This window comes from Gordonia cholesterolivorans (assembly GCF_039531975.1).
In the GTDB taxonomy this organism is placed as follows: Bacteria; Actinomycetota; Actinomycetes; order Mycobacteriales; family Mycobacteriaceae; genus Gordonia; species Gordonia sihwensis.
This window is the reverse complement of record NZ_BAAARB010000004.1, coordinates 286,139-309,827: the sequence shown is the minus strand read 5'-3', so window position 1 is coordinate 309,827 and position 23,689 is coordinate 286,139. Positions and strand designations below refer to the sequence as shown.

Here is a 23,689-nt window from a genome sequence, read left to right as displayed (position 1 = left end):
CCGACCGCGATCTCCGTCCGGTCCGCCACCGTCAACATCATCCGTCCCAGCCCCACCCAGGGTCTCCTACCGCGCTACCCGCAACCCCTCGTGGCCTGCAGTGTTGCTACGACGGTATGACACCGCCCGGCCTTGTCGTACCCGACAGGCACAATCAGCTCACAACCATCAATCCGAAACCGCACAGGCCAGGACGTCACCCCGATGAAATTTCGAGGCCAACTCCAGAGCACGAGCAGGCCGCTGAGGTCATATCACCCGACACCGCACCAATTGGGGCAATCCCGCCGAAAGCTCCCAGCTTCCGAGTGCAAGCGTACGGGTTCAAGTCCTACTCAGACCTCTTCACGCCACGCCAACTCACCGCGCTGACGACATTCAGCGATCTGGTCGGAGAAGCACGCGAGCTGGTCTTGCGTGACGCGCTCGCCGCGGGAATGACGGAGGGTAGCCGACTCGACGACGGGGGAACGGGAGCCGTCGCGTATTCGGATGCGGTGGCCACCTACCTGGGACTGAGTACAAGTAAGGCAACGAACCTCTCTTCATCGATTACGACTTGGATGAGCGACCGCTCAGCGTTACGTGAAGTATTTGCTCGCCAAGCAATTCCGATGTCATGGGACTTTGCTGAGGCCAACTTGCTGGGATCTGCTGGTGGGGGACTCACCACCGTAGTCGACAAAGTCGCTCAGGCTGTCGCAATTGCGCCAATGGGTGGAGGGGCTGCAACGCAAACCGACGCCGCTGACTCACTCGGTCGACACTTACTGATTTCAACCGATCCCCCGTACTACGACAATATTGGGTACTCCGACCTTTCGGACTATTTCTACGTATGGCTTCGCCGATCACTTCGCGGCGTACACCCTTCGATTCTGTCAACGATGTTGGTCCCAAAGACGGAGGAATTAGTGGCAAATCCATACCGGCACAACGGTAAAGAAGGGGCACATAAGTTCTTCGAGGAAGGGTTCCGCGATGTATTCCGGCGAGCGCGCGAGAATGCGTACGCCGACTATCCCATCACCGTCTATTACGCCTTCAAACAGCAAGACTCGTCCAAAGGTGGGCAGTCGTCCACGGGGTGGGAGACCCTACTCGAGGGAATGATCCGTTCCGGGTGGCAGATCACTGCGACATGGCCGATGCGGACAGAAGGAAGCGGTCGACTTCTCGCGAAAGACACCAACGCCCTCGCCTCCTCCATCGTTCTCGCTCTCCGACCGCGCCCGGAGGACGCGCCTCGCGTCGACCGCCGTGCGTTCCTGGCGCGGCTGCGGAACGAGTTGCCGGCGAGCCTGCGCGAATTGCAGCAGGGCGCCATCGCGCCGGTCGATCTGCCGCAGGCCGCGATCGGGCCGGGCATGGCGATCTTCTCCGAGTACAACGCGGTGCTGGAGGACGACGGGTCGAAGATGACGGTCCGGACCGCGCTGCAGCGCATCAACGCGATCCTCGACGAGGTGCTCGGCGAATTGGAGAACGACTTCGACGCACCCACCCGCTTCGCGCTGACCTGGTTCCGCCAGAACGGCTTCGACAGCGGCAAGTTCGGCGACGCCGAGTCGCTCGCGAACGCGCGCAGCATCTCGCTCGACGGCATGGAGCGCTCGGGCATTCTCACCAAGGGCGGTGGCCGGGTCGCGCTGATCGCGCCCACGGACATGCCTGCCGACTACGACCCGTCCACCGACTCGTCGATCAGCCAGTGGGAGGTGGTGATGCACCTGGTGCGTGTCCTCGACTCGGACGGCATCCCCGCGGCGTCGACACTGCTGAGCCTGGTGCCGGATGCGGTCGACACCGACCTGTGCCGCGAACTCGCGAGCCTGCTGTTCAAACTCGCCGAGGATCGCAAATCGACGGCCCTCGCGGTCAGCTTCAACGGCCTCGGCGCCGCATGGAGCGACATCGCCCGCGGTGCGCGGGGTGCGGCGCACCAGGAGATGCTGCTGTGAGGCCCCTGCCGCAGCAGTAGGCGGGTATCCGTCACACCGGCGGCGGGACGTGACCTCGACGTCCTGATTGTCCGACCGCTGCGATAACCTTCGTCGCGAATACACACAGTTGTGTGAATAGTGAAAGGAGCCCTCCGTGGCGCCGAGTAATCGGGATCGGATCCATCAGGCGTTCGAGCTGCTCGGACCGGCGGTCGATCGTTTCCTGACCGAGACGATCGGCCCCGATCTGCCGGCGGGGGCGAGCGGCTGGATCGACGTGCTGCGCACGGTCAAGGCACCCAGCGCGCACCCCGACAAGAAGTACAACCCGCTCGACCCGTCGGACAGCCTTCGGATGTTCACCGACAACATTCCGTACAAGTTCCGGCGCGGCTGGGACCCGATCGGCAAGCGGCTCAGCCGCGCGCAGGTATCCCTGGCGACGCCGCTGGTTGACGCCCGGAACCGGCTCGCGCATCACGAGAACTTCACGAACGACGACGCGCAGTTCGACCTCGACATCTGTCACCGATTCCTGCTCGCCATCGACGCTCCGAAGGAGGCCGCCGACGTCGCGAAGCTGCGCGACGACGTCCGCGCCATCGGCACCCGGCAGGCCACCGAACGGGCCGCGCGCAACGTGCCCGCGCTGCAGGTGGGCTCCGACAATCTGCCGGCATGGCGCGACGTCCTGGCACCCCATCCCGACATCCAGAGCGACCAGTTCAACGCCGCGGAGTTCGCCGCCGACCTGTACACCGTCGCGATGCGCAGCGGCGGCCACAAGTCCGAGTACACCGACCCCGCCGAGTTCTTCGGCCGTACCTATCTCACCGAGGGGTTGCGCGATCTGATCACCCGGAACGTCGCGCGACTGACCGGCGACGAGAACGCGTCACCGGTCATCAACCTGCAGACCAACTTCGGCGGCGGCAAGACGCACTCGATGCTCGCGCTCTGGCATCTGGCGTCGGGCGCGGAGAGCCACGTCTTCGGTGACGACGTCGCTCCGCTCGCCAAACCGCTCGACGCGGTGCGAGGACGCGTCGGACGCGTCGCCCTGGTCGGCAACCAGATGGTCCCGTCACGGGAGAACACCGACGACGGCCGGCCGAACATCCGCACCATGTGGGGCGAACTGGCCTGGCAGCTGGGCGGGCAGGAAGCCTATGACATCGTCGCCCATGCCGACCGCACCTCGACCAACCCGGGTGCCGACCTCCGCGAGCTCTTCACGCTGTACTCCCCCGCGGTGATCCTGATCGACGAATGGGTGGCGTACGCCAGACAGCTCGTGAACCCTCCGGAACCGCTTCCGGCCGGCGACTTCGACACCCAGTTCACCTTCGCCCAGGCCCTCACCGAAGCCGCCCGTGCGGTCAAGGGCATTCAGGTGGTCATCTCGATCCCCGCGTCGTCCAACGGAGACGGCGGCGACGAGGTGAACGACGAAGAGGTCGGCGGCGAGTACGGCCGCGAAGCACTCCACGCACTGAAGAACGTGATCGGCCGGACCGCCGACCAGTGGCAGCCCGCCAACGCCGAGGAGAGCTTCGAGATCGTGCGGCGGCGCATCTTCTCCACACCGGACGCCGAGGCGTCGGCGAAGATCGCCAACATCGCCAAGAATGTCGTCGAGTTCTACCGCAAGTACCACGCCGAGTTCCCGTCGGAGGTCCGCGACTCCCAGTACGAGGACCGGATCAAGCGCTGCTACCCGATTCATCCGGAATTGTTCGACCGGCTGTACCAGGACTGGTCGACCCTCGACCGGTTCCAGCGGACTCGCGGCGTCCTGCAGATGATGAACCGGGTGGTCGGGACCCTCTGGCGGTCGGACAATTCGTCGGCGCTGATCATGCCGGGAACCGTGCCACTCGACGACGCCGACGTGGTCTCCGAGGTGACCAAGTACCTCGAGGACCAGTTCAAACCGGTGATTCACACCGACGTCGCCGGCCCCGAATCGGTCCCGGCGCTGGTCGACAAGAACAACGAGCACTTCGGCAAGCGCAAGGTGGCACAGCGGCTGGCCCGTTCGGTGTTCATGGCCGCGACTCCGGGCCTGCACTCGGCGCACAAGGGCGCAGAGAAGCACCGCATCTTCCTCGGCACCGCTCTCCCGGGCGACGTACCGGGCAACTTCCACTCGGCGCTCGACGCCCTCACCGGTCAGTCGACGTACCTGTACACCGAGTCGTCGCGCTACTGGTACGACACCCAGGCCAACATCAGCCGCACCGCGCGCGACCACGCGGCCGGGCTGGCGCCCGCGGACGTCTGGGCCGAGTTGGAACGACGGCTCACCGAACTGCGCAAGACCTCCGCAGACAAGTCGTTCGCCGGCATCCACGTGTTCCCCGAATCGTCCGCCGACGTGCCGGACGAGACCGACACTCGCCTGGTCGTGGTGCCCATGCAGCACACCTACGCCGCGCGGTCCTCGGCCCCGACGGCCAAGTCGTGGGCCGCGAACGTCCTCGAACACCGCGGCAACGCGATCCGTTCGTTCAAGAACTCGCTGATCTTCCTCGCCGCCGACACCAACCGGGCCCGCGAACTGGACGAGGCGGTGCGCAACTACCTGGCGTGGAAGCACGTCGCGGAGAACGCCGACGACTACGGGCTCGGCGGTCAGCAGACCAAGCAGGCGACGGAACGGCGCGCGACGAACGACGACATCGTGCGCAATCGACTCAACGAGACCTTCTGCTGGGCACTCTGCCCCGAGCAGCAGACGGGCGAGGCGACCTACTCCATCGACGTGGTCAACGTCTCGGGCAGCAAGGACGACGTGTACGCGCGCACCGGCGCCAAGCTCAGCCTGGAACACATCGCGCTGGCCCGATCGTCGTCGCTGATCTATCTGGATCTGACGGGCCGGTTGTCGGCGGCATGGGCTTCCGGACACCTCGACGTGGGCACGCTGCACCGGTACTACGCGACCTACCCATACCTGCCGCGGCTGCGCGACCGGGAGGTGCTGATCGACGGGCTGTACTCGGTCCTCGACGACCAGATCAGTTGGCGCCAGCAGGGATTCGCGTTCGCCGACGGATACGACGAGACCCAGAAGCGCTATCTCGGGCTGCATCTGCCCGGCGACGACGCCACCGTGCACATCTCCGACAGCACGCTGATCGTGAAGCCGGGACCGGCGGACGCTCAGCGCGACGAGGAGGTGCGCCAGCAGCGGGAGCGCGACGGCGAGCAGTCCTCGGCGGACGGCGGATCATCGGACGCGTCCACCGCCGGAGCGGGCTCGGCGGAGACGCAGTCCACCACTCAGAGCGCACTCAAGCGCCGCTACTTCGGCTCCGCGCAACTCGACTCGGACTTTCCGGCGCGCGACTTCAGCACCATCCAGCAGGAAGTGCTCAAGCACCTCTCCTCGGCCGCCGGACGGGTGGAGATCCGCATCGAGATCAGCGCCGTCGATCCCGACGGATTCTCCGATTCAGTGCGCCGCACCGTGTCGGAGAACGCGACGACCCTCGGCTTCGAAGCGTCCGGCTTCGAGAACGACTGAGGTCAGCGACGCTTCTTCTTCCGCGCCGCGGCGCGACGCTCGGCACGGTTGGCGGTCGCCGTCGGCGGCACGAGGTGCAGGACGATGTGGTCGGCGTCGTACTTCGACGGGGCGATCCGCGCAGTGAAGTCGCCGCTGCCGGTCCCGAGAACGTCACCGTCACCGATGACCGGACCGTCGTCGTACATCAGCACGGCGGTGTCGACGACGACCTTCACCACCTGCTCGGCCGGCAGTGTGCTGTCGGTGACCTCGATGTCGAGCAACCCCAGCTCCGACATGCCGATCGTCTCCGCCGACACCAGTCCGGCCTCGTCGGCGACCATGAAATCGACCCACAGCATCAGCGGCAGGTCGGGCGAGACCTCCAGCGCCGCGCGCCGGTACGCCGAGGGCTCGGCGATCTGCTCGGAGGTGTGCATGTACACTGCCCGCACCGAGTCGGTGCAGGCCAGCAGTGAGGTCACCACCCGCGAGATCAGCGTCGCCTCCTCGATGAGGTCACGGTCGTCACCGAGAACCGCGTCACCGAGAACCGCGTCGTCGAAGACCGGGCCGGCGAGCACCGCCTCCGAGGACGCCGCGACGACGAGGGAGGGCCCGTCCGGGTCGGGCAGCTCGGCCTCCGCACTCCACAGCGGACTGCCCTGAGCCGCGTCGGCGACGTCGAGTCCTTGCGGCACGTCGACGCCCGCCACGAGCACCCGGACCTCGTCGAAAGCGATCACGAACACCGGCGGGGACTCCGGTCCCTCGCCTCGTTGTGTCTCGACCACAACTGAGTCGAACTCGGAGTCGAGCAACTCGCCCCAGTCGGCACGGATCTGCTCGAGCAGTCTCGCAGCCGTCAGGCCGGGATCGATCCGAGTCTGGAACAGGGTGACGAACAGTGGATCCACGGGCGTCCTCACGGTCGTTGGCGGTACAGCCTCCATACAGCTTCCATTGCACCAGGATTCCATTGCACCAGGACGCGGGGTACCGTGTCGTGCCGCCGCACGGAACAAGGCACAATCGGTATGTGACGCAATCTGCGACTTCAGCGCAATCGGCCGCCGGCGACGCCGGTCTGTTGATCGAGACGGTCACCGATCCCGGCCTCGCTCCCGCGATCGCCGACGTCGCCGCCGCGACCTTCCCGCTCGCCTGCCCGCCGCACTCGACACCGGAGAACATCGCCGCGCACATCGAGCAGGTGCTCTCCGCCGCGCGGTTCGCCGAGTACCTTGCGGACCCGCGCAAGCAGGTACTCGTCGCGCGGACCGGTGCCGACGGCCCCATCGTCGGCTACGCGCTGCTGGTCCACGACCTTCCGGCCGACCCCGACGTGCGCGCGGCGGTCGACGCGTTCCCGGCCGGTGCCGCCGCCGTCGCGAACGGGACGGTCACCGAGATCTCCAAGATGTACGTGCTGCCCGAGCATCATGCCGTCCACAGCAGGCTCCGGCCGTCTCACGCCCTGATGAACGCGGCTGTCGACGCCGCCCGCGACCGCGGTGCGACCCTGGTGTGGCTCGGCGTGCACTCGGGCAACGAACGCGCGAAGAGGTATTACGCGAAGATGGGCTTCCGCCAGATCGGCACCAAGAGCTTCAACATGAACGGCGCCATCGAGCACGACTTCGTGCTGGCCCGCGAGAGCTGAACCCTCACACGGAGGGTTCGGCCGACGGCACCACGCGCGATCCGGCGGCGTCGACGATCAACGCTTGATCGTCGTACAGCGGCAGCAGTGTGAATCGGTCGCCGTACTCATTCAGCGTCCGGTCGATCAGTTCGGTGGGATACGGCGGCAACTGTCCGTCCGCATGCGGGATCACGACGGTGTCGGTGAGTCCGAGTCCCCGGAAATCGGCCAGGTCGAGACCCAGACCCGGGTCGTCCATCAACGCTGCGGGCTCCACGTCCGGCCCGGCCGCCACCGCTCCCGCACTGAGGCCGACGTAGGGAGTCCCGGCGCGGACCCGTTCGGCGATCACCTTGTCGGCGCCGCTGCGGCGCAGCCCGGACATCAGCGCGAAGGTGTCGCCTCCCGAGACGTAGAAGGCGTCGACACAGGCCAGAGCCTCCTCGAAGCCGCTCTTGCGGAGGTCGACATCGACGACGTCGTACCCGAACCGGACGAGCCGCTCGCGTTCGGGTCCGGTGAACGGCGCGTCGAGCAGATGACGCTGAGCCTCGTCGATGTAGCCGATCCGCAGACGACGCGGTTCGGTGGCGTCGTGCGCCGCGCCGGCGACCGGCGGCAGGTACTCCAACAGAGCGCCCGCCCCGAGGGACAGCAGGATCAGTGGGCCTTGCACGTCAGTCATCGGCGCCTCAGTCATTCGCCTCCGCGAATCGGGAGAGGGCCAGCAGCCGCGAGGTGGCGCGCAGATACTTCTTGCGGTAGCCGCCGGCCAGCATCTCCGGGGTGAACAGTTCGTCGAGCTTGACCCCGGAGATGCTCACCGGGATCTCCGCGTCGTACAACCGGTCGGCCAGCGCCACCAGGCGCAGTGCCACCGCCTGGTCCGGCGCGGGACGCACGTCGGAGATGCACACCAGCGACACGCCGTCGACCAGCGACTTGTACTTCGACGGGTGCAGCTTCGCCAGATGCGCGATCAGGTCGTCGAAGGTATCGAGGGTGGCCCCGACGGTGTTCTCGGCCTGACGCTCGAGCTCCTCGTCGGACATCGGCTCCGGTGCGGGCGGAAGGTCGCGGTGCCGGTAGTCGGGACCGTCGACGCGGATGGTCTCGAAGATCGACGACAGCTTCTGGATCTCGCGCAGGAAATCGCTCGCGGCGAACCGGCCTTCGCCGAGCTGTCCGGGCAGCGTGTTGGACGTGGCGACGATGGAGACGCCGCGGGCAGTGAGCTCGGTGAGCAGCCGCGAGACCACCATCGTGTCGCCCGGATCGTCGAGCTCGAACTCGTCGATGCAGAGGACGCTGTGCCCCGACAGCCGTTCCAGTGCGTCGATGTAACCGAGGGCGCCGACCACGTTGGTGACCTCGCCGAACGTCGCGAACGCCTTGGGCCCCGGCATCGCGTGGTAGATCGACGCCAGCAGGTGCGTCTTGCCGACGCCGAAGCCGCCGTCGAGATAGAGACCGATCCCCTGGGGTGCGGCGGACTTGCGGAAGAAGCTCTTCTTTCCGCCGCTGCGGACCTTGGATGCGCGGGCGACGAAGTCGCGGGCGGCGTTCACCGCCGCGGTCTGGCTGGGCTCATCGGGGTCGGGGATGTACGAGTCGAAGCTCACCTCGTCGAACATCGTCGGCGGAACCATCTCGCCGATGAGTTGGTCGGGAGCCAGGACCGGATTCCGATCGCTAAGTCGTGCCAGCATTAGGCAAGGGTAACGACCGGCACCATGATGGACTCATGTTCATCCTGCAGAAAGCGACTGATGTCACAGCAGACGGACTGGCGCAGGTCTATTCTTTTCCGCCGTCCGGCGGACCGGTGGTCCGCGCCAACATGATCGCCAGCATCGACGGCGCCGCCACCGCGCAGGGTCGGTCGGGCGCGTTGGGATCCGACGGCGACCACACCGTCTTCCACCTGCAGCGCGCACTGGCCGACGCGATCGTCGTGGGGGCGCAGACCGCGGTCACGGAGGGGTACGGACCACCGGTCGTCGAGCCCCGTCACGCACCGAGCCGCGCCGCCCGCGGCCAGTCGGCCGTGCCGCTGCTGGTCCTCGCGTCGCGATCGCTGAACCTGCCCGCCGACTTCACCACAGCGCGGCACCCCGACGTCCTCATCGCCACGTGCAGCGACGCCCCGCGAGACGCGCGGCGCCGACTGCTCGACGCCGGCGCCACCGTGGTCGACTGCGGTGAGTCGTCGGTGCAGCCGCGGGCGGTGATCGACGAGCTCGCCCGGCGTGGGTTGCGGCATGTGCTGTGCGAGGGCGGTCCCCGGTTCCTCGCCGATCTCGCAGCTGCCGGTCTGCTCGACGAACTGGCGTTGACGGTCAGCCCCGCGCTGGTCGGCGGCGACGCACCCCGCATCGCGCACGGCACCGCGGTCCCCGCTCGGACGGCCGGTTCCCTTCCCGGGCCGATGCGTCTGCGGCACATGCTCGGCGACGCCGAAGGGTATCTGTATCAACTGTGGGAGCGTGCCGACTAGGCTCGCGGTCATGCATTCACCCGGACGCCCGCGGACCGCTGGAGCATCGGCGGTCTCCCGGTTCGCCGCAGTCCTGACCGTGCTCGTCCTGGCCGCGTCCGTCGGCGGCTGCGCGGTCGGTCCGGACACCGGTCCCGACATCGTGCGCGGGGACGACGAGGGCGGGCAGGCGACCGGCGCACCGGAGCAGCCCGCCCTGCAGGCGCCGAAGAAGGACTTGAACTGGCGCCAGTGCGCGGGGTCGATCGCACAGAGGTACGGCGTCACCGTTCCCGACGGTGTGAAGCTCGACTGCGCGCGGCTGGACGTCCCGGTGGACCCGGCGCAGCAGTCGGGCACCACGATCAAGGTCGGCGTCGTCCGCGCCCGCACCGACGCCACGCCGGCCGGCGCCGTGCCGCTCGTGTTGACGAGCGGAGAGGACATGCCGAGTTCGCGGACCCTGCTGTCGTTCGCGACGGGCGCCGACCACGGCATCCTGGATCGCCGTCCGGTGATCGCCGTCGACCATCGCGGGATCGGCACGTCCGGTCTGATCGACTGCATGACCACCACGCAGCGCAGCGTCTACGACGACAACGGTGCGGGTGACGGACGCGATGTCGCGGCACGCGCCGAGAAACTGTCGGAGGCGGCGCGCGCGGCCGCCGACCAGTGCAACGACACGCTGACACCGGACCAGCTCGACTACTCGGCCGCGGCGGCGGGCGAAGACCTCGAGCAACTGCGCCAGCGCTGGGACGTCGACCGGCTCGCGATCCTGTCGGTCGGAACCGGATCGTCGGTGGCCCTCGCGTTCGCCGCCGCGCACCCGGACCACGTCGGCCGGCTGATCCTCGACTCCCCGGTCGGCTACAACGTGTCCGCGAAGGCCGCCGCCCAGAGCCGCGCCCGCGGCCTGCAGGCCACCCTCACCGCGTTCACGCAGCGCTGCGCCGGGGCGGGCTGTTCGCTCGGCGCGGGCGGGGCGGCCGTCCTCGGACGGCTGATGTCGTCGGGCGCGGGCGGACAGGAGGGCGCGCTGTCGGACACACAGGTCCTCGACGCACTCACCACTGCGCTCGCGGTCGGCGACACCTCCCCGGACGGACTGCGCGAACTGAGTACGGCGCTCACCGCCGCCGACCGCGGCGACACGGGTGCCCTGCGCAAGCTCGCGGACCGGGCTCGCTCGCTCCGCCTGGCCGACGGCCAGATCGTGGCCCGCTGCAACGACATGCGCGGGCGTCCGGGCACCGACGAGATCCCCGCCCTCGCGCGCGACTGGAACGCGCAGAATCCGCTGACCGCCGGCACCACGGCACTCGATCTCGTCCGGTGCGACGGCTGGGGCGTCGCCGACTCGCCCGCCGCACCGGAGCGCTTCGCGGTCGACCCGCTGGTGCTCGTCGGCCAGAACGATCCGATCAACGGCGCCGCCGCGGCCGACGATCTGACGCCGCTGATGCTGGCTGCCGACACGGCTCAGACCACCGTCTCGTGGGACGGTCTCGGCTACTCGGTGGCCGCCAATTCCACGTGCGCGGGCGACCTGATCGGCGAATATCTCGGCCCGGCTCCGCTGGGCGCGCCGAGCGAGCGCGCCTGTCCGGCCTGACACCGTGGTGTAGTACGGTGCGCGGGTGAACGTTGTAGAGCGCTACCTGTATCCGCGCGTGGAGTCGCAGCGGATCATCTCGCTGATTCTGTGGCCGATCTCGGTGATGATGATCATTCAGCGGTCGCTGATCCTCGGAGTCAACGGACACCGGACCGACGACTTCACGCCCGTCTACAACGCCGCGTTCGACTTCCTCAACCGGCTGCCGGTCTACAACGAGAACTACAGCACGGTCGATCCGCACTACCTGTACCCGCCGTCGGGCACCATGCTGATGGCGCCGCTCGCGGTTCTGAACCCGGAGTACTCCCGTTGGCTGTTCATCGCGGTGAGCGTGGTGGTGCTCATTCTCTGCGCCTACCTGTTGACCAGGATGTTCGGCTACTCCTACGACTCCTGGGTGTTCCCGGCGCTCCTGCTCTTCTTCTTCAGCACCGAGACCGTGGCGCACACGCTGATCTTCACCAACTTCAACGGTTTCGTCCTGCTCGGGATGCTGGCGTTCATGATGCTGATGATGCGCAGACACGACCTGTGGGCCGGCGTCGCGATCGGTCTCACGCTCGCCGTCAAGCCGGTACTCGCGCCGCTGCTCCTGCTGGTGCTGCTGAACCGCCAGTGGAAGATCCTGATCACCGCGATCGGTGTGCCGCTGGTGCTGAACGTGCTGGCGTGGCCGTTGTCGAAGGACCCGATGGACTTCGTCCACCGCACCGTCCCGTACCTCGGCGAGTCGCGCGACTACTACAACAGCTCCATCACCGGCAACGCCGCCTACTTCGGCGTCGACTCCTGGCTGGCGTGGCTGCTGCGGATCGCGTTCGTGGTGATGGCCGTCTTCTCGCTGTGGTTCCTCTACCGCTACTACCGCCGGAGCGACGAGTTGCTCTGGCTCGCGACCTCGTCGGGCGTTCTGCTCGGCACCACGTTCCTCGTGGGATCGCTGGGCCAGGGCTACTACTCGATGCTGCTGTTCCCGCTGCTGATGACCGTCTTCCAGACCGGCTCCACCATGCGGAACTGGCCGGCCTGGCTGGGCGTGTACGGCTGCATGACCTTCGACGTCTTCGACTCGAAGAAATGGGAACCGTTCGGCCGGTACCTCGAATACAACAAGGTTCCGCTCGGCTGGTCGCTGCTGATGATCTCGGTGTTCTGCGTGCTGCTGTTCCGCTACCTCGACCTGCGTGAAGCGGATGCGAGCGGCGGCTCCGTCGACGGGGGCTCGAGCGACGGCGGCTCGGTCCACGACGGGCCCGTCCCCGCCGCCTGAGCGCTACCCTGGACGGCATGACCGACCAGCCTGCCGACCTGTCCCAGCTCACCGACGAGCAGTGGCGTGAACGCCTCACTCCGCAGGAGTTCCACGTGCTGCGCGAAGCCGGCACCGAACGGCCCTTCGTCGGTGAGTACACCGACAAGACCGATGTCGGCGTCTACCGTTGCCGCGCCTGCGGCGCCGAACTGTTCCGGAGTACGACGAAGTTCGAGTCGCACTGCGGATGGCCGTCGTTCTTCTCCCCGCTCGCCGGCGACCGGATCATCGAGCGCGTCGACGACTCGCTGGGAATGACGCGGACCGAGGTCCTGTGCGCCAACTGCCACAGCCACCTCGGTCACGTCTTCGCCGGCGAGGGCTACGACACCCCGACCGATCTGCGCTATTGCATCAACTCCATCAGCCTCACCTTCGAGGCCGAGTGAACCCTGCCCGGCGCGCGGGCCCGATCAGGGCAGCGAGCGGGCCAGCTTGGCGGCGTCCACGCGCGGTCCGGTGAAGAACGGGATCTCCACGCGCACGTGGCGGCGCGCCTCGGTGGCGCGCAGGTCGCGCATCAGGTCGACGATCCGATGCAGTTCCGGCGCCTCGAAGGCCAGGATCCACTCGTAGTCGCCGAGCGCGAACGCCGGGACCGTGTTGGCCCGCACGTCCTTGTAGTCGCGCGCCTCCTTGCCGTGATCGGCGAGCATCTTGCGCCGGTCGGCGTCGGGCAGCAGGTACCAGTCGTACGACCGCACGAAGGGGTACACGCAGATGTACGCACCGGGCTCCTCGCCCGCGAGGAACGCCGGGATGTGGCTCTTGTTGAACTCCGCCGGACGGTGCAGCGCCGAGCCGCTCCAGAACGGGTCGGACGCCCGGCCCAGGACGGTGCTCCGGCGGAAGGTCGAGTAGGCGTCCTGCAACTGCTCGATGGTCTCCGCGTGCCACCAGAACATGAAGTCGGCGTCGCCGCGCATACCGGCGATGTCGTAGATGCCGCGCACCACCACGCCCTTGTCGGCGACCTCGGCGAGGAAACGCTCGAGATCGGCGGCGACCTCGTCACGGTCCGCCGGCAGCTCGCCCGCCCGGACTTTGAAGACCGAGAACATCAGGTATCGGATGGTTGCATTCAGTTCGGCGTAATCCAGGCGACTCATGCCTCCATCGTGCCACCGGCCCGACTCGGGCGGAACGTCAGGTCCGCAGGTCGGCGGTGATTTCTCCCACGGCCGCATCCGCGGTGCCGATGCAGGCGGGCACTCCGACTCCGGCGTAACCGGACCCGGCGACCCCGATCCGGGAGGGCAGTCCGGCCACCGCCTCGCGCACTCGGGCGAGATGCCCCGGTGCGTAGTGCGGCAGTCCGTGCGGCCAGCGCTGCACCGCCGCGTCGGCGACCTGGGGCGCGGGCAGTCCGGCAGCGGCGAAGACCGTGCCGAGGTCGGCGACCGCGGCGTCGACGAGTTCGGTGTCGCTCGCCGTCACCGGGTCGCCGAGCCGTCCGAACGAGGTCCGCAGCGTCCGCACGTCACCGTGTCGCAGATGCGGCCACTTCTGGCTGCTCAGCGTGATCGCCTTCAGCCGGAGGCCGGCGTCGGTCGCGACCAGCACGCCGGAATGCTCGGGCAGCGGGGTCGCGGCGGGCACCGCGAGAGCCACGACGGCCGAGCCCGCGGGTGCGACCTCGCCGAACACCGCGGCCGCGGCCGGAGCCGCCTCCGACAGGAGGCGGGCGGCCGTCCAGATCGGAACGGCGACGATCACCGCGTCGTACTCCACCGCCCGGGGCTCACCCGAACCGGCGACCAGCACCGCGGCGCCGTCGGCGATCGGCCGCAGCCCGACCACCTCGGTACCGAGTCTCAGGTCGGCGCCCGCGGCCTCGACGAGCGCGGACACCAGTTCCCGATATCCGCCGGCGAGCGCGCCGAACACCGGGCCCGTTCCCCCAGCGCCGGCGTCGAGCACGGTCCGAACGGCGGCGCTCAGCGACGCAGCGCCCGCGTCGAGGGCGCGAGCCAGTGCGGGCACGGCTTCGCGCAGTCCGAGCTGATCGGCGAGCGCCGAGTACACGCCGCCGAGCATCGGGTCCACCCCGCGCGCCACCACCGACCGTCCGTACCGCTCACCCACCAGCTCCCCCACCGACGGATCGGCTCCGGGAGTCCACTCCAGCGGAGTCCGCTCCTCGGCCGCCATCCTCTCCAGGTCGTCGGCGGCCGCGAGATCCGCGAACGGTGCCGGACCCGCCGGGATGCCCATCAGAGCCGGGGCCGGGAGGTCGTGCAGCGCTCCCCCGGACCAGATCGCCGGCCGCATCGGTCCCGGGGCCACCACGCGGTCGGCCAGACCGAGTTCGGTCACCAGCGCCAGTGCTTCGGGACGGCGCACGATGAACGCCTCGGCGCCGACGTCCACCGCGGTACCGCCGACGGTGCGGGTGCACAGCAGGCCGCCCGGCCGGTCAGCCGCGTCGTAGACGTCGATCCGCGCCTGTGCTCCGAGCTCGCGCCGCAGGCGGTGGGCGGCGGTCAGACCGGATACACCGGCCCCGATCACCGCGACCCGGTTCCGGTCCCCCGACCGCCCGCCGGTCACAGCGAGTGAATGAGCTCGACCACGCGCGTCACCACGCCGGCGTCGGTGTTCGGCAAGACGCCGTGCCCGAGATTGAAGATGTGTCCCGGGGCGCCCGCGTCGACGGCTCGCCGTCCGGCCGCCACCACTCGATCGATCTCGCGCTCGAGGACCGCGTCGTCGCCGGCCAGCAGAACCGTCGGATCGAGGTTGCCCTGGACCGCGACGCGGTGCCCGACGCGGGCCGCGGCCTCGTCGAGCGGGATGCGCCAGTCGACGCCGATGACGTCGGCGCCCACGTCGGTCATCGAGCCGAGGATCTCTCCGGTGCCGACACCGAAGTGGATGCGCGGCACCCCGTACTCGGCGACCTCCGCCATCACTCGAGACGAGTGCGGCGCTACGAACTCCTCGTACGCTGCCTTCGACAGCGTTCCCGCCCAGGAGTCGAACAGCTGAACGGCGTCGACGCCGGCGTCGAGCTGGGCGCGCAGGAACGCGATGGTGATGTCGGTGAGCCGCCCCATCAGCGAATGCCACAGCTCCGGCTCAGCCAACATCATCGCCTTGGTGTGCTCGTAGGTGCGGCTGGGTCCGCCCTCGATCAGATACGAGGCGAGGGTGAACGGTGCACCCGCGAAGCCGATCAGGGACTTCTCGTCGGCCAGTTCACCGAGGATCATGCCGATGGCCGCGGTCACGGCGCCGACCGAAGCGGGGTCCAGGCGTGGGATCGACGCCACATCACGCGCGGTCCGGATCGGCGAGGCGATGACCGGGCCCGTCCCGGCCACGATGTCCAGGTCGATCCCCGCAGCGCGCAGCGGGACCACGATGTCGGAGAACAGGATCGCCGCGTCGGTGTCGTGCCTGCGCACCGGCTGCATGGTGATCTCGGCCACCAGTTCCGGATCGAAGCAGGATTCGAGCATCCCGCGCCCGGCACGGATCTCGCGATACTCCGGCAGTGAACGCCCCGCCTGGCGCATGAACCACACAGGTCGGCGAGACGGGGTGCCGCCCGTGGCGGCAGCGATCAACGGCATCCGGCCCGGCGAACGTCGGCCTCGAATCGAAGTCATACGGACAACTCTGCCATCATTGCCCGCGCCCGCCACCATCCGCGCACCGCCCGCGGCCTCTCGTGCCTCCGTCCGGGTGATATGCCGCACCCGTACCGGCGCCGGCGCGTGAGGCCGCTCACTTATCGTCGTTTCAGCTTGCGGCGCGCCTCCGCCAACTGGCAGGAGCGGGGGCCTAACCTGACGCCGTGACCACTTCTGGAGCCCCGAGCGAGCCCGCCGAATTCCGTGATGCGGTGGCTTCGCTCCACGACGCCGCCGTGCGCCGCGAGATCGAGATCGGCTCGATCCGCCCGCCGCAGCGCCTGGCGCCGTACAGCTACGCCCTCGGCGTCGAGGTCAGCCCGCCCGAGTCCGGCGATCCCGCGCTGGTCGCCGACGATTCCTCCGGCAGCGCCTTCGGCAGACTCGTCTTGCTGTACGACCCCGCAGGCCAGGAGGCGTGGAACGGAACCTTCCGGCTCGTCGCCTTCATTCAGGCCGAGGTGGAGGCCGCCCTCGCAGCCGATCCGCTGCTGCCGCAGGTGGCGTGGACGTGGCTGTCGGAGGCGCTCGGCGTCCCCGACGGCGCCACCGAATCCGATCCCCCGCTCGGGTCCGACGTACCGATGGTTCGGGCCCTCGGCGGCACGGTCACCGCCACCACGTCTGTGCGGTACGGCGACATCGCCGGCCCCCCGCAGGCGCACCAGCTCGAACTCCGCGCGTCGTGGACGGCCACCAGTCCCCGGCTCGCCGCGCATCTCGAGGCGTTCTGCGAGGTCCTCGCCTCGGCTGCGGGGCTGCCGCCGGCCGGGGTGACCGCGCTCGGCCCGGTCCAGTCCTCGTGACCGAAGCCTCGACCGGTTCGACCGGCGAACAGCCGCGGGTGGACCCGCGTGCCCAGCCCGAGCCAGCCGTCGCGCCCGACGTCACGCCACTCACTTCGCCGCGCGAGGGAGTCCCGCCGGTGCTCGCCACCGCGGACGAGTTCGCCGAAGCCGCACGCCGGCTGCGCGACGGCTCGGGCCCCATCGCGGTCGACACCGAGCGCGCCAGCGGCTACCGCTATTCGCAGCGCGCTTACCTGATCCAGCTCAGGCGCGCCGGATCGGGCAGCTTTCTGATCGATCCGATCGCGCACCCGGATGCACTGGAGCCGATCATCGACGCCCTCGACGGGCCCGAGTGGATCCTGCACGCCGCCGACCAGGACCTGCCCTGCCTGCGCGAGCTCGGCTTCCGGACCGAGTCGTTGTTCGACACGGAGCTGGCGGGCCGGCTCCTCGACTTCCCGAAGGTCAATCTTGCGGCGATGGTCGCCGAATTCCTGCACCTCGGTCTCGCGAAAGGTCACGGCGCGGCCGACTGGTCGCGCCGACCGCTGCCGGCGGACTGGCTCAATTACGCGGCCCTGGACGTCGAGGTCCTCATCGAACTGCGCAACGCCGTCGCCGGCGCGCTGGACGAACGCGGCCGCGGCGAATGGGCGGCTCAGGAGTTCGCCCACGTTCTCCGGCGGCCGCCCGCGCCGCCGCGCACCGACCGCTGGCGGCGGACGTCGAACATCCACAACCTGCGCACTCAGCGCCAACTCGCGGTGGTGCGCGAGCTCTGGACGGCGCGGGAGGAGATCGCGCAGCGCCGGGACATCGCGCCGGGCCGGGTGCTTCCCGACTCGGCCATCGTCACCGCGGCCACGGCGAATCCGACCGATACCGCGGCCCTGACCAGCCTCCCGGTGTTCGGCGGACCGCGCCAGCGGCGTCAGGCCGACCGCTGGATGCGCGCCATCCGGAAGGCCCAGCAACTGCCCGAGTCGGACCTGCCTGCCAAGAAGACTCCGCAGGTGGGACCGCCTCCCTACAACCGGTGGGAGCAGCGCAATCCGGAGGCCGCGGCCCGCGCCGGCGCCGTGCGTCCGGTGGTCCGGGCGATCGCCGAGGAGGTCGGCGTTCCGCAGGAGAACCTGATCTCCCCCGACCTGCTGCGCAACCTCTGCTGGGAGGGTCTGGGCCCGAGCGCCGGCGCCGACGAGTGGCTCGCCGAGCGCGGTGCCCGACCGTGGCAGCGGGCCCTGGTGGCCGCACCGATCGACGCGGCCCTGGACGCGATCCGGCCCTGAGCCGGCTCTGCGTCTACCCGCTCGCGGTGGTGACGGGCGCGTTCAGTTCCACCGGCTCCTCCGGTCCCACCAGGGACACGTACCCGGATCCGGTCGCGATCGAGTCGGCGATCACCGAGTCGGCGATCCCTGCGGGAGTGAGCCCGCAGTCGGCGAGGATCGCCTCGCGCGAAGCGTGTGCGATGAACTCCTGAGGCACTCCCCGACGATGGACGGGAACGTCGACGCCCGCCTGCTCCAGCGCCGACTCCACCGCACTTCCGACACCGCCGCGCACGCCGCCGTCCTCGATGGTCACCACCGAGGTGTGCGTGCGGGCCAGGTCGGCGATCGATGCGGGGACGGGCAGCGCCCAGCGCGGGTCGACCACGGTGGCGGGAATACCGCGGGCGGCCAGGAGTTCCGCCGCCCCGATGCCGATCTCCGCCATTCCGCCGACGGCGACGATGAGGACCCCGCCCGGCTCGGCGGCCTCCACGAGAACGTCGACGCCGTCGCCGAGCCGCCGTACCGCCGGAATGTCGTCGGGCACGCGGCCCTTGCCGAAGCGCACCGCCGAGGGACCGTCGCCGATATCGAGGGCCTCGGCGAGTTCCTCGCGCAGCCGGACGGCGTCGCGCGGAGCTGCCACGCGCATCCCCGGAACGATCGCCAGCAGCGACAGGTCCCACATCCCGTGGTGGCTCGGTCCGTCCGGACCGGTGATGCCAGACCTGTCGAGCACCACCGTGACCGGCAGCTTGAGCAGCGCGACGTCCATCAGCAGTTGATCGAAGGCACGGTTCAGAAAGGTCGAGTAGATGGCGAGGACCGGATGCATGCCGCCGAGCGCCAACCCGGCCGCCGACGTCATGCCGTGCTGTTCGGCGATCCCGACGTCGAACATCCGCTCCGGGTACCGCTCACCGAACGCGGCGAGCCCGGTGGGACCGGGCATCGCGGCGGTGATCGCCACCACCTCGGGTCGGCGGGCGGCCTCGCGCACGAGCGTCTCCGAGAACACCGAGGTCCAGTCGACCGGCGATTCGGCGAGCGCCCGGCCGGTGAGCGGGTCGATCTTTCCGGTGGAGTGCATCTGCTCGGCCTCGTCGTTCTCGGCCGGGGCGTAGCCGTTTCCCTTCCGGGTCACGGCGTGAACGATCACCGGACCGCCGAAGGCCTTGGCCCGCCGCAGCGCGGCCTCCATCTCGGCCAGGTCGTGCCCGTCGACCGGGCCGACGTACTTGATCCCGAGGTCGGCGAACATCGCCTGCGGCGAGACCAGGTCCTTGACCCCGCTCTTCATCCCGTGCAGCACCGCGTACGCGGCGTCGCCGACCATCGGGACGCTCTTGAGGGTACGCCGGCCCGTCTCCAGGAAGCGCTCGTAACCGGGCTGCAGCCGCAGCGCCGAGAGATTGCGTGCCAATCCGCCGATCGTGGGCGCGTACGACCGCCCGTTGTCGTTGACGACGATCACCACCGAGCGGTCGCTGTCGGCGATGTTGTTCAGCGCCTCCCAGCACATGCCGCCCGTGAGCGCGCCGTCACCGACCACCGCGACCACGGTGCGGTCCTCGCCGCGCAGGGCGAAGGCCTTGCTGAGACCGTCGGCGTTCGACAGCGCCGCCGAGGCGTGCGAGGACTCGATCCAGTCGTGCGGGCTCTCGGTGCGGTCCTGGTACCCGGTGAGCCCGCCCTGCTCCCGCAGGGTGTCGAATCGATCCTTGCGCCCGGTGACGATCTTGTGGACGTAGCACTGGTGCCCGGTGTCGAACAGGATCGGGTCGGTCGGCGAGTCGAAGACCCGGTGGATCGCGAGGGTCAGTTCCACCACGCCGAGGTTGGGGCCCAGGTGTCCCCCGGTGGCCGCGACCTTCTGAATCAGGAACTGCCGGATGTCGTCGGCCAGCTCCGCCAGTTCCTCTGGCGAGCACGCACGTACGTCTGCCGGTGAGTCCACCCGATCCAGCACGCCCATCCGTAGTCCTCCTTCGCAGCCGCGACCGCCCGAGCGGCGTCGCATCAGACCCAGTCTACGGACTCGGGGTCTGAGCCCGGGATCACAGGACGCCGCAGGGTCACCGAGCCCCTCACCGCGTGAGAACGGCGACCGCCTCGATGTGATGGGTCAGCGGGAAGGCGTCGAAGGCCCGCCAGCCGCGCACCCGGTATCCGTGGACCGCGTACCGGCCCAGGTCGCGCGCGAAGGAGGCCGCGTCGCATCCCACGTGCACCACCGCCTCCGGACCCGCGGCGGCGACGCCGTCCACCACCGACAGTCCGGCCCCGGCACGCGGCGGGTCGCTGACCACCACCTGCGGTGACCGCAGGCCGGCGAGGGTCTCGGCGACGCCGCCCCGATGAGTGGTCACCGGATCGGCGCCGAAGACCGCGGCGGCGGCGGCGAGCGCGCTCGGATCGGTGTCGACCAGGTCGACGGATGCGACGTCGAGTCCGCGGCTCGGCCCAGCGTCGATCAGCGCCGCACTGAAGACGCCCGCCCCGCCGTACAGGTCCCACGCGTGGACCGTCCCCGCGACGCCCGCCTCGGCGAGCAGATCGACCACGGCGGCCGAGTACACCTCAGGAGCATTGCGATGTGCCTGCCAGAAGCCGGTCACCGGTATCCGCCAACTCCGGTCGCCGACGCGGTGGGTCACCGAACCGTCACCGACCAGCATGCGCAGCTCTCGAGGCGCACTGCGGGCCCCGCGCGATCGCTGGGCCCGGCGTCGGGCGGCGTCGCCGCGACGGCGTCCTCGCACATCGCCTTCCCGGGGCGCGGCGAGCTCACCCGCATGCCGCACGCCGTCGGTGCCCGCCATCAGCACGATCTCCGTCCCCGGCCGGGCACCGAGGCCGTCCACCTGCTCGAGCAGTCCCGCGACGGGTGCGACGCACGGCTCGGTGACGATCTCGGCCGACCGGCGTCCACGCAGGCCCGCCCGCCCGTCTCGGCCCACCGCGAGCCGCGTCCGGATCCGCCAGCCGGTGGACGCTCCGCCGAGCGGCTCCACGTCCGGGGGCGGCAGTTCGTCGAGGTCGAATCGGCCGATCCGGCGGAGGACGTCCGCGAGGGCGTCCGCGCCCAGCCTCCTCGCGTACGCCGGCTCGACGAAGGCGAGGTCGCAGCAGCCGGCGCCGGCCGCCGCGGCCGGACAGCGAGGGGCCACGCGATGCTCGGACGGGGTGAGGACTTCCTCCACCGCCGCCTTGGCGTAGCTGCTGCGCGAGTCGTCGGTGATCCGGGCGCGTACCCGCTCGCCGGGCAGGGCGCCGTCGACGAAGACCACGCGACCGTCCGACCGCGCGATACCGGCACCGCCGTTGGCGTACGCGGTGACCTCGAGGGTGAGCGGGCCGCCGGGGCGGCTCATCGGGTTCCGCCGTCCGAGGGGGAACCGGATCCGGGCCGCGGTTGCTCGTTGGCCGAGAACCCCCGGCGGGCGTCGCCGGGTGCGTGGTAATTGTGCTCCGCCCGCCGGGCCCGGTTCTCCGAGGAGTTCAGCTGCCACGGAACGGAGGTCACCATCACCCCGGGCTCGAACAGCAGGCGGCTCTTGAGGCGCAGTGCGGACTGGTTGTGCAGGATCTGCTCCCACCAGTGGCCGACCACGTATTCGGGGATGAAGACGGTGATGACGTCGCGCGGCGACTCGCGTCGCACGCGCCGCACGTAGTTGATGATCGGACGCGTGATCTCGCGGTAGGGCGACGCCAGCACCTTGAGCGGCACCGTGATGTCGCTCTCCTCCCACTCGCTGACGAGAGTGCGAGTGTCACGGTCGTCGACGTTGACGGTCACCGCCTCGATGGTGTCGGGGCGCGTCGCCCGGGCGTAGCGCAGCGCGCGCCGCGTCGGCAGGTGCAGCGTGGACACCAGGATCACGGCGTGGCTGCGGCTCGGCAGCACCTCGTCGGACTGGTCGGTGGCCTCGAGCTCCTCGACGATCCCCGAGTAGTGGCGGTGGATCAGCTTCATCAGGCAGAACAGCACCACCATCGCCAGAATCGCCATCCACGCGCCGGCGGTGAACTTGGTCAGCAGCACCACCACCAGCACCGTCCCGGTCATCACCATGCCGATCGCGTTGATGACGCGCGAGCGCCGCATCCGCGAGCGCGCATCGGGATCGCTCTCGGTCTTGAGGTGGCGGGTCCAGTGCCGGACCATGCCGGTCTGACTGAGGGTGAAGGAGACGAAGACGCCGACGATGTACAGCTGGATCAGCGACGTGACCTCGGCCCCGAAGGCGACGACGAAGGCGATCGCGGCCAGTGCCAGGAAGACGATGCCGTTCGAGAACGCCAGGCGGTCGCCGCGGGTGTGCAGCTGACGCGGGAGGTACCGGTCCTGCGCGAGCACCGAGCCGAGCACCGGGAAACCGTTGAACGCGGTGTTGGCCGCGAGCAACAGGATCAGGGCGGTGACGACGGCGATGAAGTAGAAGCCCGGCGGGAAACCACGGAAGACGGCCTCGGCGAGCTGCGCGAGGATCGACTTCTGCTGGTAGCCGTCGGGCAGACCGCTCAGATCCTTCGCCGGATCGAGGACGTACTTCGCGCCGATCTTCTGAGCGAGCATCACGATGCCCAGCAGCAGTGCGATCGAGAAGGAGCCGAGCAGCAGCAGGGTTGTCGCGGCGTTCCTCGACTTCGGCTTCCGGAACGCGGGCACACCGTTGCTGATCGCCTCCACGCCGGTCAGCGCGGCGCAGCCGGACGAGAACGACCGCGCGACGAGGAAGGCCATCGCCAGCCCCATCAGGTGCGGTTGTTCGGCGACGATCCCGAATCCCGAGGTCTCGGCCTCGACGGTGTCGCCGAGGATGAAGATCTTCACCGCTCCCCACCCGAGCATCAACAGCACGCCGACGATGAACGCATACGTCGGAATCGCGAGGACCGCACCGGATTCCTTGATACCGCGCAGGTTCACCGCGGCCAGCAGCGCGATGCCGAGGACGCAGAACCACACCTTGTGCTCGTGCACCAGCGGTACCGCCGAACCGATGTTCTCCGCGGCCGAAGTCACCGACACGGCGACGGTCAACACATAGTCCACCAGGAGGGCGGACGCGACCGTCAGACCGGCGTTGGAGCCCAGGTTGACGGTGGCCACCTCGTAGTCGCCGCCGCCGGACGGATAAGCGTGGACGTTCTGCCGGTAGCTGGCGACCACCACCACCATGACGGCCGCCACGGCCACCGCCACCCACGGAGCGAGGGTGTACGCGCTGATTCCGGCGATCGACAGGACCAGGAAGATCTCCTGCGGGGCGTAGGCCACCGACGACATCGCGTCAGAGGCGAACACCGGCAGCGCGATCCGTTTCGGGAGCAGCGTGTGACCGAGCCGATCACTGCGAAACGGACGCCCGAGGACCAGCCTCTTGGTGGCTACCGACACCTTTGACATCGTGGACACTCCGCAACATTAAGGCCCGAGGTCGCCCTCGCAACACCAGGGTGCGAATTCAA

17 protein-coding genes and 1 pseudogene are annotated in these 23,689 nt (G+C 69.3%); 9 read left to right on the top strand and 9 right to left on the bottom strand.

Annotated features, from left to right (window positions below; all coding sequences use genetic code 11):
• Positions 1–218: 218 nt before the first annotated feature.
• Positions 219–1,961 (top strand): annotated as a pseudogene (locus ABFX36_RS06220) (DUF1156 domain-containing protein); the annotation flags it as partial.
• A 136-nt stretch (positions 1,962–2,097) separates the two neighbouring features.
• Positions 2,098–5,472, top strand: coding sequence for a DUF499 family protein (locus tag ABFX36_RS06215; protein WP_346075427.1), 3,375 nt, complete (start codon positions 2,098–2,100; stop codon positions 5,470–5,472).
• A 2-nt stretch (positions 5,473–5,474) separates the two neighbouring features.
• Here the strand turns inward: ABFX36_RS06215 and ABFX36_RS06210 are convergent, their stop codons facing one another.
• On the bottom strand, positions 5,475–6,371 hold the full coding sequence (locus ABFX36_RS06210) for a DUF4261 domain-containing protein (protein ID WP_346075425.1): 897 nt from the start codon (positions 6,369–6,371) through the stop codon (positions 5,475–5,477).
• Between the two features lie 122 nt (positions 6,372–6,493).
• Between ABFX36_RS06210 and ABFX36_RS06205 the strand changes: the two genes are divergently transcribed.
• Positions 6,494–7,117, top strand: a complete 624-nt coding sequence (locus ABFX36_RS06205) for a GNAT family N-acetyltransferase (protein ID WP_346075423.1) — start codon at positions 6,494–6,496, stop codon at positions 7,115–7,117.
• Positions 7,118–7,121: 4 nt separating this feature from the next.
• Here the strand turns inward: ABFX36_RS06205 and ABFX36_RS06200 are convergent, their stop codons facing one another.
• Complete coding sequence (locus tag ABFX36_RS06200; protein ID WP_346075421.1) at positions 7,122–7,784, bottom strand: Type 1 glutamine amidotransferase-like domain-containing protein; 663 nt, start codon at positions 7,782–7,784, stop codon at positions 7,122–7,124.
• A gap of 7 nt (positions 7,785–7,791) precedes the next feature.
• Entirely contained in the window at positions 7,792–8,808 is a 1,017-nt protein-coding gene (gene zapE / locus ABFX36_RS06195; protein WP_045537626.1) for a cell division protein ZapE, read from the bottom strand.
• Positions 8,809–8,843: 35 nt separating this feature from the next.
• On the opposite strand from zapE, the gene ABFX36_RS06190 reads away from it, so the two are divergent.
• Genes ABFX36_RS06190 through msrB form a run of 4 tightly spaced genes read left to right on the top strand, consistent with a single transcriptional unit; the run spans position 8,844 to position 12,900 of the window.
• Positions 8,844–9,596, top strand: coding sequence for a dihydrofolate reductase family protein (locus ABFX36_RS06190; protein ID WP_346075418.1), 753 nt, complete (start codon positions 8,844–8,846; stop codon positions 9,594–9,596).
• A gap of 10 nt (positions 9,597–9,606) precedes the next feature.
• Positions 9,607–11,193, top strand: coding sequence for an alpha/beta fold hydrolase (locus ABFX36_RS06185; RefSeq protein ID WP_346075416.1), 1,587 nt, complete (start codon positions 9,607–9,609; stop codon positions 11,191–11,193).
• Positions 11,194–11,218: 25 nt separating this feature from the next.
• Positions 11,219–12,469 carry a glycosyltransferase family 87 protein gene (locus ABFX36_RS06180; RefSeq protein WP_346075414.1) on the top strand — a complete coding sequence of 417 codons (1,251 nt, stop codon included), beginning with the start codon at positions 11,219–11,221 and terminating at the stop codon, positions 12,467–12,469.
• A 17-nt stretch (positions 12,470–12,486) separates the two neighbouring features.
• The gene (gene msrB, locus ABFX36_RS06175; protein WP_006896356.1) at positions 12,487–12,900 is read left to right on the top strand and encodes a peptide-methionine (R)-S-oxide reductase MsrB; all 414 of its coding nucleotides are present in this window, start codon (positions 12,487–12,489) and stop codon (positions 12,898–12,900) included.
• A gap of 24 nt (positions 12,901–12,924) precedes the next feature.
• Here msrB and hemQ read toward each other — a convergent pair whose 3' ends face one another.
• Genes hemQ through hemE form a run of 3 tightly spaced genes read right to left on the bottom strand, consistent with a single transcriptional unit; the run spans position 12,925 to position 16,086 of the window.
• The gene (gene hemQ / locus ABFX36_RS06170; RefSeq protein ID WP_006896355.1) at positions 12,925–13,620 is read right to left on the bottom strand and encodes a hydrogen peroxide-dependent heme synthase; all 696 of its coding nucleotides are present in this window, start codon (positions 13,618–13,620) and stop codon (positions 12,925–12,927) included.
• Positions 13,621–13,657: 37 nt separating this feature from the next.
• On the bottom strand, positions 13,658–15,061 hold the full coding sequence (gene hemG, locus ABFX36_RS06165; protein ID WP_278127251.1) for a protoporphyrinogen oxidase: 1,404 nt from the start codon (positions 15,059–15,061) through the stop codon (positions 13,658–13,660).
• Positions 15,058–16,086 (bottom strand): uroporphyrinogen decarboxylase, encoded by a 1,029-nt coding sequence (gene hemE / locus ABFX36_RS06160; RefSeq protein WP_346075445.1) that lies wholly within the window; start codon positions 16,084–16,086, stop codon positions 15,058–15,060. Before hemE ends, hemG begins: the two co-directional genes overlap by 4 nt.
• 224 nt (positions 16,087–16,310) lie before the next feature.
• Between hemE and ABFX36_RS06155 the strand changes: the two genes are divergently transcribed.
• The gene (locus ABFX36_RS06155; RefSeq protein ID WP_081598103.1) at positions 16,311–16,952 is read left to right on the top strand and encodes a DUF3000 domain-containing protein; all 642 of its coding nucleotides are present in this window, start codon (positions 16,311–16,313) and stop codon (positions 16,950–16,952) included.
• Positions 16,949–18,226 carry a ribonuclease D gene (locus ABFX36_RS06150; RefSeq protein ID WP_372452487.1) on the top strand — a complete coding sequence of 426 codons (1,278 nt, stop codon included), beginning with the start codon at positions 16,949–16,951 and terminating at the stop codon, positions 18,224–18,226. The genes ABFX36_RS06155 and ABFX36_RS06150 overlap by 4 nt, the downstream gene beginning before the upstream one ends.
• Positions 18,227–18,239: 13 nt before the next feature.
• Here the strand turns inward: ABFX36_RS06150 and dxs are convergent, their stop codons facing one another.
• The 3 genes from dxs to ABFX36_RS06135 all read right to left on the bottom strand — a co-directional run bounded on the left by dxs (position 18,240) and on the right by ABFX36_RS06135 (position 23,636).
• Positions 18,240–20,186 carry a 1-deoxy-D-xylulose-5-phosphate synthase gene (gene dxs, locus ABFX36_RS06145; RefSeq protein WP_375001993.1) on the bottom strand — a complete coding sequence of 649 codons (1,947 nt, stop codon included), beginning with the start codon at positions 20,184–20,186 and terminating at the stop codon, positions 18,240–18,242.
• Between the two features lie 112 nt (positions 20,187–20,298).
• A complete protein-coding gene (locus tag ABFX36_RS06140; protein ID WP_346075410.1) occupies positions 20,299–21,585 on the bottom strand; it encodes a class I SAM-dependent RNA methyltransferase in 1,287 nt (428 codons plus the stop codon).
• Positions 21,582–23,636 (bottom strand): APC family permease, encoded by a 2,055-nt coding sequence (locus ABFX36_RS06135; RefSeq protein ID WP_051999635.1) that lies wholly within the window; start codon positions 23,634–23,636, stop codon positions 21,582–21,584. The genes ABFX36_RS06140 and ABFX36_RS06135 overlap by 4 nt, the downstream gene beginning before the upstream one ends.
• Between the last annotated feature and the right edge of the window lie 53 nt (positions 23,637–23,689).

Excerpts from the sequence above, each read along its gene's own strand:
- dxs (WP_375001993.1), bottom strand. The coding sequence starts at position 20,186 with ATGGGCGTGCTGGATCGGGTGGACTCACCGGCAGACGTACGTGCGTGC.
- ABFX36_RS06200 (WP_346075421.1), bottom strand. The coding sequence starts at position 7,784 with ATGACTGACGTGCAAGGCCCACTGATCCTGCTGTCCCTCGGGGCGGGC.
- ABFX36_RS06185 (WP_346075416.1), top strand. The coding sequence starts at position 9,607 with ATGCATTCACCCGGACGCCCGCGGACCGCTGGAGCATCGGCGGTCTCC.
- hemE (WP_346075445.1), bottom strand. The coding sequence starts at position 16,086 with ATGCCGTTGATCGCTGCCGCCACGGGCGGCACCCCGTCTCGCCGACCT.
- ABFX36_RS06190 (WP_346075418.1), top strand. The coding sequence starts at position 8,844 with ATGTTCATCCTGCAGAAAGCGACTGATGTCACAGCAGACGGACTGGCG.
- ABFX36_RS06140 (WP_346075410.1), bottom strand. The coding sequence starts at position 21,585 with ATGAGCCGCCCCGGCGGCCCGCTCACCCTCGAGGTCACCGCGTACGCC.
- hemQ (WP_006896355.1), bottom strand. The coding sequence starts at position 13,620 with ATGAGTCGCCTGGATTACGCCGAACTGAATGCAACCATCCGATACCTG.
- msrB (WP_006896356.1), top strand. The coding sequence starts at position 12,487 with ATGACCGACCAGCCTGCCGACCTGTCCCAGCTCACCGACGAGCAGTGG.
- zapE (WP_045537626.1), bottom strand. The coding sequence starts at position 8,808 with ATGCTGGCACGACTTAGCGATCGGAATCCGGTCCTGGCTCCCGACCAA.